Consider the following 16,416-nt stretch of genomic DNA (forward strand, 5'->3'; position numbering starts at 1 on the left):
GGAACGGCCAGCGGCGGCGCCTGAGTCGATAGGATTCAACCATGGATGACTCACACACCCCAGGAAATCCGTTGAATCGCGGAGCCTTGGCGGACCAGGATTTTCTTGCGGCCACGGGCATCGCCAAGGTGGTGGTGGTGGACTCCACCGGCTCCACCAACGCAGACCTCCTGCGATCGGTGACTGTTGAACCCAAAGAGTGGCCGGACCTGTCAGTGCTGACGGCCGAGTACCAGACCGCTGCCCGGGGACGCCTGGACCGGCGGTGGGAAGCGCCTCCGATGAGCTCGGTGTCGGTGTCCCTGGTCCTGCGGCCCGCCAACGCGGAGGGCAGGCCGCTGCCCACCCATACGTATTCGTGGCTGTCACTGCTGGGCGCGCTGGCGCTGCGGGAGACGCTGCGTGAGACCGCGGGTATCCCGGCCGAGCTCAAGTGGCCCAATGACGTCCTGGTCCGTGGCCGAAAGATCGCCGGGATCCTGGCCCAGCTGGGGCCCATGGGGGACGGTTCTGTTCCTCCGGTCATTTTGGGGACCGGCCTGAACGTGACTTTGACCGCGTCAGAACTTCCGGTGCCCACAGCGACGTCGGTTGCCCTGGAAGAACCGCTGACTGTTGATCGGACCTTGCTGCTCAAGAGCTACCTTGCCCATTTCACGGTGCTCTACCGGAGTTTTTGCAATGCCGACGGCGACCCCACCGCCGGGATTGCCGGCGGCCCTTCACTCCACAAGCGGGTGGAGTCCGTGATGGTGACGCTCGGCAAGCAAGTCCGCGCGCAACTGCCCGGTGACCACGAGATCATCGGGCACGCTTCGAGGCTGGACGAGTACGGCTCACTCCTGGTGGTGGACAAGGACCGCCGGGAGCATGTGGTCACCGCCGGCGATGTGGTCCACTTGCGCCCGTGGACCCCGCCGGGCGAGGGCACCGAAAGCGGCTATGCGTAAAGGCCTCGTGCCGGGCGAGCAGGTCATCACGATCACCCGCCCGCAGCCGAGGAAACTGGCCGGCCCGGCCGCAGCCTTCATTGCGGCGCCGGCCGCAGCAGCCTTTGCCAGTGCCTGGACCGTCCGGGGCGAGGCAACCCGGTTGGTGCCTGTGGCTTCCGCTGACTGGACACCGTGGATCGTCCTTGCATGCGTCGTGGCCGCTGCGTGGATATGGTTGGCATATTGCCTGCCTCGGCTGCTGCGGTGGCAGACAACCCGGTACATCCTCACGAGCCGGCGGATTGTTGCCCGCTACGGCATGGTGCGGCGCCGGGACGAGCAGGTCAATCTCGCGTCGATCCGCCACGTATCGGTCCACCAGTCGGTGCTGCAGCGCATATTGCGCTCCGGGAATATATCCTTGGAAACCGGGTACCAGGGTGTGGTGAGCATCCAGGACGTCCCGGAAGCAGTACGGTTCCGGGACTTCGTGCTGGATGCGATTGACGAACTGCCTGCGGGCGGGGACCCGGGGACTGGTGAGATATCGGATTACACAGACGAAGCGTTGCCGTGGGAGTTGAGAGAAGGTGGAGACGATGAACGATGAGGACCAGCGGGAAGACGCGGACCTGCCGGCTCCCGCCGTGCCCGAAACTGCCCACCCGGCAACAGGCACACTGTCTCCTGAACGCGTGGCTGCCAAAGCCTTGGAGACACGGCTGCTGGGCGGCGAACGGAAGCTGCGGCGCCGTGAGGTGGCCGCCGGGGCAGGACTGTCCCTCCTTTCGGCCCGGAAGCTGTGGCGTGCCCTTGGCTTCCCGAACTTTGGCGACGAAGATGTGGCCTTCACCGAACGTGATCAGGCTGCACTGTCCACCGTGGTTGACCTGGTCCGCACCGGGGTGCTGACCGAAGAGGCCGCCATCTCCGTGACCCGGTCCATCGGACAGATGACTGACCGCATGGTGGTCTGGCAGATCGAGGCCATGGTGGAGGATATGGTCCACGAGCAGGGCGTTACGGACGCTGTGGCCCGTAAGCGTCTGGTGAGGGAACTGCCCTCCTTGCTGGACGCCCTTGAGGAGATGTTGGTCTATTCGTGGCGCCGGCAACTCAATGCCGGCGTTCAACGCCTGGCCGTGCGCGCCGAGGCTGGTCTGCAGGCCAGCGAAGAAGGCCGCGACGGCGATGAAGACGATGCCCCCCTGCCGCTGGCCCGCGCCGTCGGGTTTGCTGACCTGGTTTCCTATACGAGCCTCTCCCGCCGGATGAACGAAAAGACCCTCGCCCGGCTAGTCCAGCGCTTTGAAAACAAATGCGCCGAGATCATTTCCGTTGGCGGCGGGCGGCTGGTCAAGACAGTAGGCGACGAAGTCCTGTACATTGCCGAAACGCCGGCTGCCGGAGCCGAGATCTCGCTGGCGTTGGCACAGGCGTTTACCGAAGACGAGATCCTGCCGGAGGCACGGGTGGCCATGGTTTGGGGCAGGATCCTGTCCCGGCTGGGGGACATCTACGGCCCCACGGTCAACCTCGCCGCCCGGCTCACCACCTTGGCGGATCCGGGAACGGTCCTGATCGACTCCATGACCGCGTCCGCGCTGGACCAGGACAAGCGCTTCGTTCTCGTTCCGCAGCCCGCGGAAAATGTCCGTGGGTTCGGCGAAATCCATCCCGTGCTCCTGGCGCGCGGACAAGGAAAAGGCCTGGTCCTCGACTAGCGGCTGACCGCCTCCACGTATTTATCCACTTGATGGTGGATACCGCTATAGTCGGTTGTGCCCGGCTGCAGCGGACCGTATATCGGCCCGGCCGGAGTCTTACCTGGGGGAGAAACCGGCCATGAAACTTCGCCGAACGGCGCGCGCCACAAGTCCGCGTGCCTCAAATCCGCGTGCAGCAAGGGGAGCCGCCTGGACCCGACGGGGAATCCTGCGTTCGCGTGGCGTTGGGGGCGCGGCTCTTGCCGCTGCCGTGGGTGTCCTGGTGGCTGGTGCCATCATCTATCCGGGGTTCAAGACCACTGAGGTGGAGTTGAACGACGGCGGTGTGTGGGTAGTCAGCAAGTCCAAGAATGCGGTGGGGCGGTTGAATTATCCGTCGCGGGTTTTGGATGGGGCGGTGACGCCGGCGAGTACTACCTTCGATATTCTCCAAAGCGCCGGGGACGTGTTTGTGGATGATGAGACGGGTTCGACGTTGAACCAGGTTTCTCCTGCGAACATGCGCCTGGGCGGGGACAAGCAGCTGCCGGGTTCGGCGGAAGTGAGCTTCGGTGCCAGCGTCATCTCAGTGACCGACGCCGCGTCGGGCAAGGTCTGGGCGGTGTCGCCGTCCACCGTTAATGGTTTTGACCAGGAAGCGTCCGAGCCTGTGATGGTTGGTTCCGAAGGCCTGGTCTCCGCAGTCGGTACCGATGACCGGATCTACAGTGCCGATCCGAAGTCGGGCGCGGTGACTGTCACGGCGGTGGACGCGGACGGCGAAGTGGTGTCCAGCGATTCGAGTACGTGGGGTGAGTTGAAGGGTGCCGGTGATCTGCAGATCACGGTGGTGGGGGATAAGCCGGTGGTGTTGGATGCTGCTGCGGGGAAGTTGTTCCTGCCGGGAGGTAAGCGGCTGCAGTTGGATAATGCGCGGGATGCGAAGCTGCAGCAGGGCGGTCCGGCGAGTGATTTTGTGGCGGTTTCGACGCAGAAGGCGTTGTTGAAGCAGCCGCTGGACGGTTCCACGGCGAAGACGGTCACCTTTGATGGTGAGGGTGTGCCGGCGGCTCCGGTGCAGCTGGCCGGGTGTGTGCATGCGGCGTGGTCCGGGGCGAACAAGTATGTCCGGGACTGTGTCAATGATGCTGATGATAAAAACGTGGATGTGCCTAAGGCGAGTGCGTCGCCGTCGTACGTTTTCCGCGTGAACCGGGACCTGGTGGTCCTGAACGATGTGAATTCGGGGAACGTGTGGCTGGTGAACCAGAACATGCAGCTGGTGAACAACTGGGACGACGTTGTTCCTCCCAAGAACGAATCCGATGAGCAGGACCAGGAATCGGCGGACAACAACACCATCAACGTCCTGCCGGACCGCACCAAACCCAACCGGCCGCCGGAAACAAAACCGGACACTCTGGGCGTTCGTCCGGGGCGGACCACCATCCTCAGCGTCCTGGACAACGATTCGGATCCCGACGGCGACGTCCTGACCGCCGCCGTCGGCGATTCCGGTCCGAAAGCCGGAACGCTGGAAAACATCTACGGCGGCACCGCGTTCCAGATCTCCGTTCCCGTGGACGCCAGGCCCGGCGCCGAGACGTTCAGTTACAACGCCGCCGACGGCCGGGGACTTTCAGCCGGGGGACAGGTCAGCCTCAACGTGGTGGGACCGGATGAAAATAAGGCGCCTGTCTTCAAGCGCGGCGGAGACTCCACCACCATGCTGGTGGAACAGGGCAAAACTGTTAGCCAGAACATCCTCACCGACTGGTTGGATCCCGACGGCGACGACCTGGTCCTGCTTGAAGCCAAGGCAGACAACGACCAGGACCAGGTCAAAGTCCGCCGAGACGGACTGCTGACGTTCCAGGACTCCGGAGCCACTGCCGGCAAGAAAAACGTGGAAGTCACCATCTGGGACGGCCGGGCAACAGTCACCGGGAAAGTTGTGGTGAACGTCCAGCCGCCGGGTGCGCTGGCGCCGGTGGTCAACGCCGATCACGTCACGGCCGTGGTGGGCCTGGACCTGGTCATCGCGCCTCTTAAGAACGACGTCGATCCCAACGGCGGTGCCCTCCGCCTGGCGCAGGTGGAGGCCAATGGTCCTGCCGAACTGGGCCCCGTCACCGACGGCGGTACCTTCACCTTTCGCAGCACCACTCCCGGTCCCGTCTACCTGACCTACATCGCGAGCAACGGCCCGCAGAGCAGCCAGGGCCTGATCCGTGTTGACGTGGAGTCCGGCAAGGACGCCGGTGACCCTGTGGCCGTGCATGACGTTGCGCTTATGCCCACCGGAGGCAGCGTGCTGCTGGACCCGCTGGCCAATGATTCGGATCCTTCCGGCGGCGTGCTGGTGCTGCAGTCCGTGAAACTCCCGGACAACACCACGGCTTCGGTCAGCGTAATTGACCACAGTGTCCTGCGCATCACCGATGTCCTGGGCACGAAGGACCCGTTCCTTTTTGAATACACCATGTCCAACGGCAAGAAGTCAGCCACCGGCAGCGTCTCCGTGGTCCCCGTCCCGGCTCCCGCCGTCGTCGAAGCACCCCAGCCTAAACCGGACGAAGTGAACGTCCGGGTCAACGACGTCGTCACCATCCCTGTGCTGGACAACGACACCCACCCACAAGGCCAGCAACTGACCGTTGATCCGGTCCTGCCGCAGGGGGTGGACGAACTGGACGGCAAGAGCTTCGTCTCGGAAAACACGCTGCGGTTCATTGCAGGATCTCAGCCCAAGACGGTACGGGCCATCTACAACGCGGTGGACCCGCAGGGGCAGAAGAGCGCCGCCGCCGTCACCATCCACATCCTTCCGCTGGAGGGGGCCGAGAACTCCCGGCCGCAGCCGCGAAACCTGACTGCCCGTGTGGTGGCTGCCGGGTCGGTTCGTATCCCGGTTCCGCTGGACGGCATCGATCCGGACGGCGACTCCGTGCAGCTGACCGGGATCGACAGCACCCCGGCCATGGGTACCGCCACCGTGGGCAGCAACTTCATCGACTTCACCGCGGCCGGCGACGGCGCCGGGACCGATACGTTCCGCTACAAGGTGGTGGACCGCCAGGGCGCCGTCAACACCGGAACCGTGACGGTGGGCATCGCCCCGCGGGGTGAGACCAACCAGAACCCCACCCCCGTCGATGATGAGGTCAAGGTCCGGCCGGGACGGCAGATCGCCGTCGACGCCACCGGCAACGACACTGATCCCGACGGCGACATCATCCGCATCCTCACAGACGGCATCGAGGCAGATGACGCCCTCCAAGCCACCGTCAGCAGGACCAGCGGCCGCATCATCCTGACCGCTCCCGGCGCTGCCGGGACGGTCAACGTCCGGTACGCGATCGCCGACGACCGCGACGCCACCGCCCAAGCCACGATCCGCGTGGTGGTGGACAACGAGGTTCCGCTGAAGGCACCCATTGCCCGCGACGACCGGGTCACCTCGGCCCAGGCGATGGGCAAGACTGCCGTGGACGTGCCGGTCCTCAAGAACGATGAAGACCCCGACGGCGTCGGCGAGAACCTTAAGCTGGGCACCGAGTCCCTCACTGCACGCCCGGGGGCTGACGGCACCATGCTCGTAGACCTGACCGAACAACCGCAGCTGATCCCGTACACCGTCGAAGACGTTGACGGCCAGAAGTCCACAGCCATCATCTGGGCGCCGGGTCTGGGACAGCAGGTTCCCACCCTCGCTAAAGACGAGGTTATTGAGGTCATTGCCGGGCAATCCGTGAACGTTGACCTCAAGGAATGGGTGAAAGTCCGGGAAGGCCGCTCGCCGCGGTTGACGCAGACTGACCGGATCAAGCTCATCGGTTCGGATGGCAGCAACCCGGTTTCCGGTGACGGAACGGCGCTGAAGTACACTGCAAGCGCTGACTACGTGGGCCCGGGCTCGCTGAGCTTTGAGGTTACCGACGGCACCGCCGTTGACGATCCCGCCGGGCTGAAATCCACCCTGAGCATCCGCACGAAGGTGCTGCCGGACCCGAACCGCAACAACCCGCCCACCTTGCTGGGCGCGAATGTTGAGGTGCCCAAGGGGGATAGCGCCACCCTGGACCTCGGCAAACTGACCGCCGATCCGGACCGTGACGACCTCGAGAACATGAAGTACGAAGTGGTGGGCGGCATGCCGTCCGGCTTCAATGCAAGCATCGACGGCAAGACCCTGAAGGTCTCGGCCGCTGATTCCAGCGGCACGGGCACGGCAGGCACGGTCCAGATCAAGGCCAAGGACTCGCGCGGACTAGAGGCAACGGCTACTTACCAGTTGGCCGTCACGGCCTCCAACCGGCCCAAACCAGTTGCGAACGACGACTTGGAGCCGAACGCAGCCGCCGGGAAGCCGGTCACCGTGAAGGTCCTGGCCAACGACGCGAACCCCTTCCCCGAAACCGCCTTGAAGATTATTTCTGCATCGACCGAGACGGGCCAGGGAGGCGCAACGGTATCCGGGGACTCGGTAACGGTGACGCCGTCGTCCGGTTTCACGGGGACCATGGTGGTTGCCTACACCGTGGCAGACAAGACAGGAGACGATTCCCGGAACGCCACGGCGCGAATCCGGCTTACCGTCAAGGACAAGCCTCTGGCACCGACTACTCCGCAGGCGCAGAGCGTTGGCGACAAGACTGCTCTTCTCAACTGGTCTGCCCCGGCAGACCGCGGTGCGCCCATTACCAACTACACGGTCTACGGCGAATCGGGCTTCAGGCAGGACTGTCCGGCGAACACCTGCACGTTGACCGGGCTGGTCAACAACACGAAGTACCACTTCGAGGTCACCGCTACCAACGAGTTCGGCGAATCTGAACGTTCCCCGGCCTCCGCCGAGGTCCGCCCGGACGTCAAGTCGGATACGCCGCTGGCGCCGACCCTGAAGTTCGGTGACAAGCAGCTTTCCGTGAACTGGGTGGCACCGGCCAGCAAGGGATCACCCGTCAAGTCCTACGATCTGGAAATCTCCCCGGCCCCGCCGGGACAGAACGCCCAGATCCAGAACCTGGCAGCGGTGAGCTACGTCTGGAAGGGCCTCCAGAACGGCGTCTCCTACAAGGTCCGCGTCCTGGCCCGCAATGATGCCAAGGATCCGTCCGAGTGGAGCCCGTATTCGGCAGCCGAAGTCCCGGCGGGCGTACCTGCCACCCCGGCTCCGCCTACTGCAGCCGATGCCGGTTCCGTGGGAACCCAAAGCCAGTTGCGGGTCAGCTGGACTGCGCCGAACAACAACGGTGACGCGGTCTCCTCCTATACCCTGACTACCCTGAGGGGCGGGGCAGTGGTGGCCACGCAGCCGGTGCCGGCCGGTACCACCCAGAACGTCACGGTGGACAACTCAGAGTCGAACTACACCTTCACCGTCTCGGCCACCAACAAAGCCGGCACCAGCGGCACCAGCAACCCGTCCGCCCAGATCCGGGCCGCCGGCAAACCCGGCCAGGTCAGCAGCGGCACAGTGGCGGATACCGGTAACAGCGGACAGCTCAAGGTCACGTTTACACCGCTCACCCAGGCTCAGCGCAACGGCTCAACAGACACGGAAATCCGGTACACCTACAACGCAGACGGCAAATCCGGAAGCATCCCGGTTGGCGGCGGAACCATCGGTGGCCTCACCAACGGCCGGGACATCACGGTCACCATCATCGCGACGTCCACCAAGAACAACGTGTCTGGGGACGCCAAAGCCATCGGTACCGGCAACCCCTACGGTCCGCCGAACGCACCCAACGTGAACGGCATGACTTCGCCCAAGGGTGATGGCCAGGTGCATTGGTCCTGGAACAACCCCAACACCAACGGCCGTCCGCTCAACCATTATGAGGTCAGCATCGACGGTGGCGGCTGGCAGAACGTGGGCAAGGCCACCAGCTTTGACGCCCCCGGCGGTGGTTGGGGCAACAACCGCACGCTGCGTGTCAAGGCAGTGACTGTTGTGGACGGTCCTATTGGCGGACCTGTCACGTCCACGTCCGGCGCCGACCCCACTCCGCCGGTCACCAAGGTTCGCGTCAAGCCGGGCGACAACAACAGCTGCCCGGGCATGCCTGGCGTTCGGGACCGGTTCAGTTCCCCGCCGCCTGATTGCGGCGGCAACGATGCGAACTGGGTGTCCACGTCGGACGGCTGGATCAACAGCGCCTGCTGGATGAACATTTACGGCTCCAGCGAATCGTCCAACCCGGCGTCGTACTACAAGTGGTACCGCATGGACGGCGGCCCCCACTCGGGCTGGTACGTCAAGCTCGCCACCATCGATATCAGCGGCGCGGACGTCGGCAGATGCTGACAGTCCACACAGCCCGCCTACTCCAGCTTCAACAGACCAGCACCACAAGAAAAGGACTTACTTCATGACCATGACCACCGAGCAGGCCGAATGGTTTGCAGGCACTTTCGACAAGCTCGTTGCCAACGTGGGGCAGGCGGTCCTCGGTAAGGACCACGTCATCCGGCTCACCTTCACCGCGATGCTGGCGGAGGGCCATGTGCTGTTCGAGGACGCCCCCGGCACCGGTAAGACCATGCTGGCCCGGGCAATGGCCGCAACCGTCCAGGGGTCCAACAACCGCATCCAGTTCACCCCCGACCTCCTGCCCTCGGACGTCACAGGCGTGACCATCTACGACCAGAAAACGCAGAAGTTCGAGTTCCACAAGGGACCCATCTTCAACAACATCGTCCTGGCCGATGAGATCAACCGTGCTTCGCCGAAGACGCAGTCGGCACTGCTGGAGGTCATGGAGGAATCCCGGGTCACCGTCGATGGCGTCACCTACGAGGCCGGCCGGCCGTTTATGGTGATGGCCACACAGAACCCGATCGAGCAGGCCGGTACGTACCGCCTGCCTGAGGCGCAGCTGGACCGCTTCCTGATCAAGACCTCCATCGGCTATCCGGACCACGCCTCCACGGTCAAGCTGCTCGGTGGCTCCAACCTGAAGGACCGCTCGAAAGAGATCTCCGCAGTTATTACCACCCAGGCCGTGGCGGACATGGCCGATCTCGCTGCCACGGTGCACGTGGACACGGCTGTCCTCGAATACATTTCCCGGCTCTGTGAGGAGACCCGCAGCGCGCCTGAGACCCGGCTGGGCGTTTCCGTGCGTGGCGCCATCGCCATGGTCCGCGCCGCCAAGGTCTGGGCCGCGGGGCAGGGACGCAACTTCGTCCTGCCGGACGACATCAAGGAACTGGCCGCCGTTGTGTGGACGCACCGGTTTGTGATGGACCCGGAGGCCGAGTTCTCCGGCGCCACCCCCGAGGCCGTCCTGGCCCGGGTGCTGTCCGACATCGCGGCACCGCAGCAGCGCGCCGCCGTCTGACGCTCCGACGGAGCTCCAGACCACCACTGACCAGCGCGAACAAAGGCACATTTATGTCCAGCAGCACTCCGTTGACCCGGCTTGCTGAACGTCTCCGGCAACCCTTCCACCGGGACGGCAGACCCACCAGGCTGCATCCCTCGTCCGTCTGGGCCGAGGCCACCAGCACCGCCGCCCTCGCGCTCACACCCTCGTGGAAGAAGGTCCGCGGCCTGTGGCTGCGCTACGTATGGCCTGTCCTTTCGGTGGTCAGTGTCCTGGGCTGGTCGGTTCTGGCCGCCTCCATCCTGCTGTGGACTGCCGGCCAGGCCTTCGGCTGGCAAGAGGCCAAAGCCGCGGCCATCGCCGCATTTGTGCTTTTCCTGATCGCCATCGGGTTCATCCTGGGCCGGTCCTCCTACGGCGTGATCCTGGACCTTGCCCGGACCCGGGTGGCGGTGGGGGACAGTGCGGTGGGAAGCATCGCCGTCTCCAACACCTCGGCCCGGCCCCTGCTGCCGGCCGCCCTGGAACTGCCGGTGGGTAACGCCACCGCCGTCTTCCACCTGCCCAGGATGAAGCCCGCGCAGGTGCACGAGGACCTGTTCACCATTCCAACGGCGCGCCGCGCCGTGATCGTGGTGGGCCCGGTCCGCTCGGTCCGCGCCGACCCGTTGCACCTGCTGCGCCGCCAGGTGCTGTGGACCGAACCCGAGGACCTGTTTGTGCACCCGAAGACGGTGGCCCTGGCCGGTTCCGCGGCGGGATTCATCCGCGACCTCGAGGGAATGCCCACCACGGACCTGTCCAGCGCGGACGTGTCCTTCCATGCCCTGCGTGACTACGTCCCGGGCGATGACCGGCGGCACATCCACTGGAAGACCACCGCACGGACCAACAAGCTGATGGTGCGCCAGTTCGAGGAGACCCGGCGCGCCCACCTGGCCATCTCGCTGTCCATCAACACAGACGAGTACGCGTCAGAGCAGGAATTCGAAATGGCCATCTCCGCGGCTGCCTCGATCGGCCGGCAGGCCATCCGCGAGCAGCGCGAGCTGGACGTCCTGACGCAGAAGGGGCCGCTGCGCTGCGAAACCGGACGGAACCTGCTGGACGACATGACACGGATCGCCGGGGCACCCATGCGCCGGACCGCCGTCGACCTCGCCCGCACACTGGCCGACACCGTTCCCAACGCGTCGGTGGTCTTTTTTGTGGTGGGCAGCAACTTGACACCCTCCCAGCTCCGTTCGGCCGCGGCCTCCGTGCCGCTCGGTGTCAGGAGCCTGGCCGTGCGCCTCCAAATCGGTGCTGCACCCGGCCGCGCCAACATCGCGGACCTGACAGTGCTGACGCTCGGCGACCTCGCTGACCTCGCCATCGTCCTTAGAAAGGCGGCCGCATGAGCTCCGCACCGGGCCTCCGGCCACGCCCGCAGCAGCGGCAGTACGAATCATCGTTCGCCGACGGCCAGCCGGTCTGGCACTTTGTGCTCGACGCCGGCGCCCTCACCGTCCTGCTGGGGTTGGGCCTGCTGGGCTTCAGCCTCAGCTTCGGCGGCGACCCCTACTACCTGGTCTCGGGCTTCGGTGGCGTCCTCCTGGGCCTCGGCATCGCCGCCGCCAACGCGCACCTGCGCCTGGGCTTGCTGATCACCACAGCCCTCGCGCTGGGCGCGTACCTGGTGTTCGGCACGCTCCTCGCAGTCCCGGATGCAGCGATTGCCGGTTTTGTCCCCAGCCTTGACTCGTTGCGGACCCTGCTCCTGGGCGTTGTGTTCGCCTGGAAGGACATGCTCACGGTGGGCGTTCCGGTAGGCTCTGCCGGCGGTGTCCTGATCGTCCCGTTCCTGAGTTCGCTGCTCACCGCATTGGTTGCCGGCATCCTCACCTGGCGGCTGAAAAGCCCGTACTGGCCGCTGCTTCCCGTGCTGGTGCTTTTCGTCACGGGCATAGCCTTCAGCACCAACGCTGCCTTCCTCACAGTGGAACGCGGCATCGGGCTTACCGTCATAGCGATCGCCTGGGCCACCTTCAGCCGCGACGCGCTACGGCGCAGCGACACCCGCAAAGTGTCCGTCAACCGTCCGCAGACCGATGCCGCCACAGCCCAGCGGGCCAAGCTTCGCCGGCTGGGCACCGCAGCTGCCGTGATCGCCGCAAGCGTCGCCATTACCGCGGTGGCGGCGCCCCTGGTCACGGCCAGCGGTGACCGCAAGGTCCTGCGCAACGTGGTGGTCCCACCGTTCGATCCCAAGGACTACGTCACGCCGCTGGCAAGCTTCCGGACGTTCGTCAAGGACAAGAAGGACGACACCCTGTTCGTGGTCAAAGGACTGCCCCGGGACGGCCGCGTCCGGCTGGGGGCTCTGGATGCCTTCAACGGCACCAACTACAACATGGACCCCAACGGCTCCGGCAGCTTCAGCAAGGTGGGGGACACCGAATCCATCAACACCCTGGCCGATACCTCGGGCATCGTCCCCTCGAACGACTACTCCATCGACATCACCATCGAGGACTACCAGGGCTACTTTGTCCCGGGCGGCCGGAAGACCACCGGCCTGAGCTTTGACCAGAGCGCCTCCGCCGCGGCGTCGGGCCTGTACTTCAATGCCGGCACCGACACTGCTGTGACCACGCAGGGCCTGTCCAAAGGCGATTCCTACAGCGTCCAGGTGTCCGATCCCGTGAAGCTCGAACACGGCCAGCTGACGCAGTACGACTTCGCGAAGATTACGCTGCCCGACGCCGTCGAGGTCCCGCCGGTGGTGGGGTCACAGGCCAACGACCTCTCAGCCGATGCGCCGACCCCCATTGACCGGGTCCGCCAGATTGAGGCGCATTTCCAAAAGACGGGCGCCTTCAGCAACGGCCTGGTGGCTGACGGCCAGCTGCCCAGCGTGTCCGGCCACAGCTCGTCGCGGATCAGGAACCTCCTGACCGCCAAGCAGATGCTCGGCGATGACGAGCAGTACGCCGTGTCCATGTCGCTGATGCTCCGCCACCTGGGCATCCCGTCACGCGTGGTCATGGGCTTCTATCCCGATCCGACCAGCCCGGAGAACGGTGCCGGCGAGGTAAAGATGACGGGCAAGGACGTCCACGCCTGGGTTGAAGTGGCGTTCGACCGGGTGGGCTGGGTCAGCTTCGACCCCACGCCGCCCAAGGACAATGTCCCTATCCCGCCGGACCCCGAAAACAAGTCCAAACCCAAGCCGCAGGTGCTGCAGCCGCCGCCCCCGCCGCAGGAACCGGCTGACCTGCCGCCGGACTCCTCGCCGGACGCCCTGGACGCCGATGAGAAGAAAAACAATCCGTGGCTCTTCTGGGGTGCCCTGCTCGGGGCCCTCGGCATTGCCCTGATCCCGCTGTCCATCCTGGCGCTGCCGCTGCTGCTGATCGCGCTCCTGAAATCACGACGCCGGAAGGCCCGCCTAACGGAGGGGCACCCGGCCCAGCGTGTGGGAGGCGGTTGGAACGAGGTGGTGAGCCTCGCTACGGACATGGGCGCCGGCATGGACACACGTGCAACCCGGCGCGAAAGCGCAGTGGTGCTCGCTGATTCGTTCCCGGCAACGGGGCAGACCACCACCATGCTGGCGCACCGTGCGGATGCATCCATCTTCGGCGCCGGCCAGCCCAGCGAGGAGGAGGTCCGGGAATACTGGACCATCGTGGACGGCTCGCTGAAGGAGATGACCGGGACTGTAGGGTTCTGGCGCCGCCAGCAGGCCCGCTTCTCGCCCCGGTCGCTGCTGGCTGATGGCCGCAACGCCCTCAAGCTGCGTGGCGCCAAGCTGGGGTTGGGTCCGCTGGTGCGTCCGTCCGGCCAGGGTTCCACAGGATGGCGGTCCGCCACCGGTAGGGTGGAGACCGGCCCGGACGCTGCCGAAACCCCGAATCCGGCAGTTCAGGAAAGCGGACCCGGGACGGCGGCGGCGGCTTCCGAGCCTGATGAGTCCACCGTTCTGCGGAACCCTGGCAGGAAGAACCCCACTGAATCATGATGAACGAGGCCGAGCGCTGCCAGCGGTGCCAGCAACTGATCCGGGGCGGCGCCACGTTCTGTACGGCATGCGGTGCGCCGCTGCCCAACAGGGCGGCGCGCAGCGGACGCAACGTGGACCATGCGCAGCGGGCCGTGATGGAGCGTGCGGCGGCGCACGCCAGCCAGAATCCCGGTACTATCCCGGTAGTACAAACGGCTCCAGGGGGAGGAACGGGAATGGCAGCCAATCTTGAGCTTGTTCCGGCCACGGCGGGGAAACGGCTCGGCGCAGCAGTGCTCGACTGGCTGGCCCCCGTCGCGGTCCTGGTGGTGACTTTCGCCATCGGGTTCGCGGGAATCACCCGCACGCTAAGCGGCGGCTTCATCATCTATGACACCGGTTCGCTGGTGCTGTTCGGCGGCATCGGCCTGGGGCTGACACTGGTCTATCTGGTGGTCCTGCTGGGCATGGAAGGCCGCTCCGGGAAGACCCTCGGCAACCATGTCATGGGCATCCGCAGCGCCGACAAGGATGGTTATGCTGCCGGCGCCGGAGGAGTGTTCCTGCGCGGCCTCATCACCGGCGCGGGCATCATCCTGACGCTCCTGGCCGCCGTGGCCATCGTCATTTTCAAATGGTTCGATGTGGCCGTCTTCATCCTTGGCCCGCTGCTTTTGATCGGCGCGGTGTGGGCCGTGCTGGTGGTGGTTTCCAACACCTGGGACCGCAATGGCAGGCTCCGCGGCTGGCATGACTCCGCGGCCAAAACACTGGTGTTCGACGTCAAGGACGGCCGCAACCCCATCACGTCCGGCGGCATCCAGGGCCCATACAGTTTCGCGCCCCTGGACCTCCCGCCTGTCCAGCAGGTCGCCTCGCCAGTGGCGGGGGCCGCGAAGGCACCGGTAGTGAACGCCCAGGCGCCTGTGACCCAGCCACCGGTACAGCCGTGGCAGCCCGCAGCCCAGCAGCCCGCGGTCCAGCAGCTGCCCGCCCAACCGCCAGCGTCCGTGCAGCCTTACGCTCCGCAGCCATACGCGGCTCAGCCGACATCCGGGCCGCCGTCGTTCGCACCCCAGCCGTACGCGCCGCCGTCGTCCGCTCCTTTTCAGGCGCCGCACGCGCAGGCCGCAGCCCCGGCGGTTCCCGCGCCGCACGCCCAGTCCCACCCCGACGACGACCTCGACCGCACCCAGATGCGCGGCGGCGCAACGTATGCGGCGCCCGTCGCCGTGCTGCGGATAAAGCTCGACGATGGCCGGGACTTCCAGCTCGACCGCAACGTTCTGCTGGGCAGGAACCCCCTGGGCCAGGCAGGGGAGCAGCAGGCCCAGCTGCTGGCGGTCAATGATCCCGGCCGCTCGATCTCCAAGACGCACCTCCACCTGCTGACCGACGGCGCCGGCATTTGGGTGACGGACCGGTATTCCACCAACGGCAGCGCCGTCACCACGCCGGACGGCAGGCGCACGCCGCTGCAGCCGGGTGTGCCCGCTTTTGTCAGCCCGGGATCCACAGTCCACTTTGGTGACCGTTCCTTCCACCTAGGACAGGCATGAACTCCCAGCCCGCCAGTGACTCAGCCGACGCAGACCACGGAACCGGCCTCAGCCTGAGTTACGGCTACGGCACGGACCGCGGGCTGCGCCGGGAATTGAACGAGGATTCGTTCATTGCCTCCGATCCGGTCTTCGCCGTGGCGGACGGCATGGGCGGACATGAAGCCGGCGAGATTGCCAGCGGCATGTGTGTCCGCGCCCTCGCTGCCATGCCACAGCTGGCTACCGGGGAGCGCAGCGTCACGGCAGCGGTGCTCCAGCAATACCTGCTCCGCGCCGACAGTTCCATCCGGGAGGTGACCGGTGCCCGCGCCGGGACCACGCTCACCGGAGCCGTTGTGGTGGAACAGATGGGCATGCCGTACTGGCTGGTTATGAACATCGGGGATTCCCGCACGTACCGGCTGAGCCAGGGGCACTTCGAGCAGGTCAGTGTGGACCATTCGGAGGTCCAGGAACTCGTGGATGCCGGTGAAATCACGCCTGAGCAGGCCACCGTTCATCCCCGCCGCCACGTGGTTACGAGGGCGCTGGGCACCGGGGACGAGACCGAAGCCGATTACTGGCTCCTGCCTGTTGAAGAAGGCGACCGGATCATGGTCTGTTCGGACGGGCTCAATGGCGAGCTGACGGATGAGCACATGTTCCGGATCCTGAGCACCGTGGGCCACCCGCAGGACGCCGTGGATGCCCTGATCCAGGCCGCGCTCCGCAATGGCGGAAGGGACAACGTCACCGTCATTGTGGTGGACGCCAGGAACGTGATGAACGACGGCGGCCTGGCCACCACAGCCCCCCGCCGCGCCGCTGATGCGGCAGAGGAGGACACCCTGCCCCGGGCGCGGATTGTTGACGCCAGCCGGCCGGCCGGCCAGGACGACGAAAGAGGGGAACGCTGAC

9 protein-coding genes are annotated in these 16,416 nt (G+C 65.7%); all 9 read left to right on the plus strand.

The window, feature by feature from the left end:
- The first annotated feature begins 41 nt into the window (after positions 1-41).
- The 9 genes from AC50YA_RS14640 (at position 42) to AC50YA_RS14680 (ending at position 16,415) form a co-directional block, all read left to right on the plus strand.
- Complete coding sequence (locus AC50YA_RS14640) at positions 42-950, plus strand: biotin--[acetyl-CoA-carboxylase] ligase (protein ID WP_494982991.1); 909 nt, start codon at positions 42-44, stop codon at positions 948-950.
- The gene (locus AC50YA_RS14645) at positions 943-1,542 is read left to right on the plus strand and encodes a PH domain-containing protein (RefSeq protein ID WP_494982992.1); all 600 of its coding nucleotides are present in this window, start codon (positions 943-945) and stop codon (positions 1,540-1,542) included. Before AC50YA_RS14640 ends, AC50YA_RS14645 begins: the two co-directional genes overlap by 8 nt.
- The gene (locus AC50YA_RS14650; RefSeq protein WP_494982993.1) at positions 1,532-2,656 is read left to right on the plus strand and encodes an adenylate/guanylate cyclase domain-containing protein; all 1,125 of its coding nucleotides are present in this window, start codon (positions 1,532-1,534) and stop codon (positions 2,654-2,656) included. The genes AC50YA_RS14645 and AC50YA_RS14650 overlap by 11 nt, the downstream gene beginning before the upstream one ends.
- A gap of 121 nt (positions 2,657-2,777) precedes the next feature.
- Positions 2,778-8,951, plus strand: a complete 6,174-nt coding sequence (locus AC50YA_RS14655) for an Ig-like domain-containing protein (RefSeq protein ID WP_494982994.1) — start codon at positions 2,778-2,780, stop codon at positions 8,949-8,951.
- 64 nt (positions 8,952-9,015) lie between these two features.
- The gene (locus AC50YA_RS14660; protein WP_494982995.1) at positions 9,016-9,987 is read left to right on the plus strand and encodes an AAA family ATPase; all 972 of its coding nucleotides are present in this window, start codon (positions 9,016-9,018) and stop codon (positions 9,985-9,987) included.
- 53 nt (positions 9,988-10,040) lie between these two features.
- On the plus strand, positions 10,041-11,372 hold the full coding sequence (locus AC50YA_RS14665; protein ID WP_494982996.1) for a DUF58 domain-containing protein: 1,332 nt from the start codon (positions 10,041-10,043) through the stop codon (positions 11,370-11,372).
- Complete coding sequence (locus tag AC50YA_RS14670) at positions 11,369-13,975, plus strand: transglutaminase TgpA family protein (RefSeq protein WP_494982997.1); 2,607 nt, start codon at positions 11,369-11,371, stop codon at positions 13,973-13,975. Before AC50YA_RS14665 ends, AC50YA_RS14670 begins: the two co-directional genes overlap by 4 nt.
- A gap of 218 nt (positions 13,976-14,193) precedes the next feature.
- Positions 14,194-15,516: an RDD family protein gene (locus tag AC50YA_RS14675; protein WP_494982998.1), complete on the plus strand. Its 1,323-nt coding sequence runs from the start codon at positions 14,194-14,196 to the stop codon at positions 15,514-15,516.
- Positions 15,513-16,415, plus strand: a complete 903-nt coding sequence (locus AC50YA_RS14680; RefSeq protein WP_494982999.1) for a PP2C family protein-serine/threonine phosphatase — start codon at positions 15,513-15,515, stop codon at positions 16,413-16,415. Before AC50YA_RS14675 ends, AC50YA_RS14680 begins: the two co-directional genes overlap by 4 nt.
- Position 16,416 lies beyond the last annotated feature (1 nt).

The sequence above is a fragment of the Pseudarthrobacter sp. RHLT3-21 genome (assembly GCF_059383495.1).

Bases quoted from the DNA above. Each gene is read 5' to 3' on its own strand.
- AC50YA_RS14640 (WP_494982991.1), top strand. From the start codon at position 42: ATGGATGACTCACACACCCCAGGAAATCCGTTGAATCGCGGAGCCTTG.
- AC50YA_RS14645 (WP_494982992.1), top strand. From the start codon at position 943: ATGCGTAAAGGCCTCGTGCCGGGCGAGCAGGTCATCACGATCACCCGC.
- AC50YA_RS14650 (WP_494982993.1), top strand. From the start codon at position 1,532: ATGAACGATGAGGACCAGCGGGAAGACGCGGACCTGCCGGCTCCCGCC.
- AC50YA_RS14655 (WP_494982994.1), top strand. From the start codon at position 2,778: ATGAAACTTCGCCGAACGGCGCGCGCCACAAGTCCGCGTGCCTCAAAT.
- AC50YA_RS14660 (WP_494982995.1), top strand. From the start codon at position 9,016: ATGACCATGACCACCGAGCAGGCCGAATGGTTTGCAGGCACTTTCGAC.
- AC50YA_RS14665 (WP_494982996.1), top strand. From the start codon at position 10,041: ATGTCCAGCAGCACTCCGTTGACCCGGCTTGCTGAACGTCTCCGGCAA.
- AC50YA_RS14670 (WP_494982997.1), top strand. From the start codon at position 11,369: ATGAGCTCCGCACCGGGCCTCCGGCCACGCCCGCAGCAGCGGCAGTAC.
- AC50YA_RS14675 (WP_494982998.1), top strand. From the start codon at position 14,194: ATGGCAGCCAATCTTGAGCTTGTTCCGGCCACGGCGGGGAAACGGCTC.
- AC50YA_RS14680 (WP_494982999.1), top strand. From the start codon at position 15,513: ATGAACTCCCAGCCCGCCAGTGACTCAGCCGACGCAGACCACGGAACC.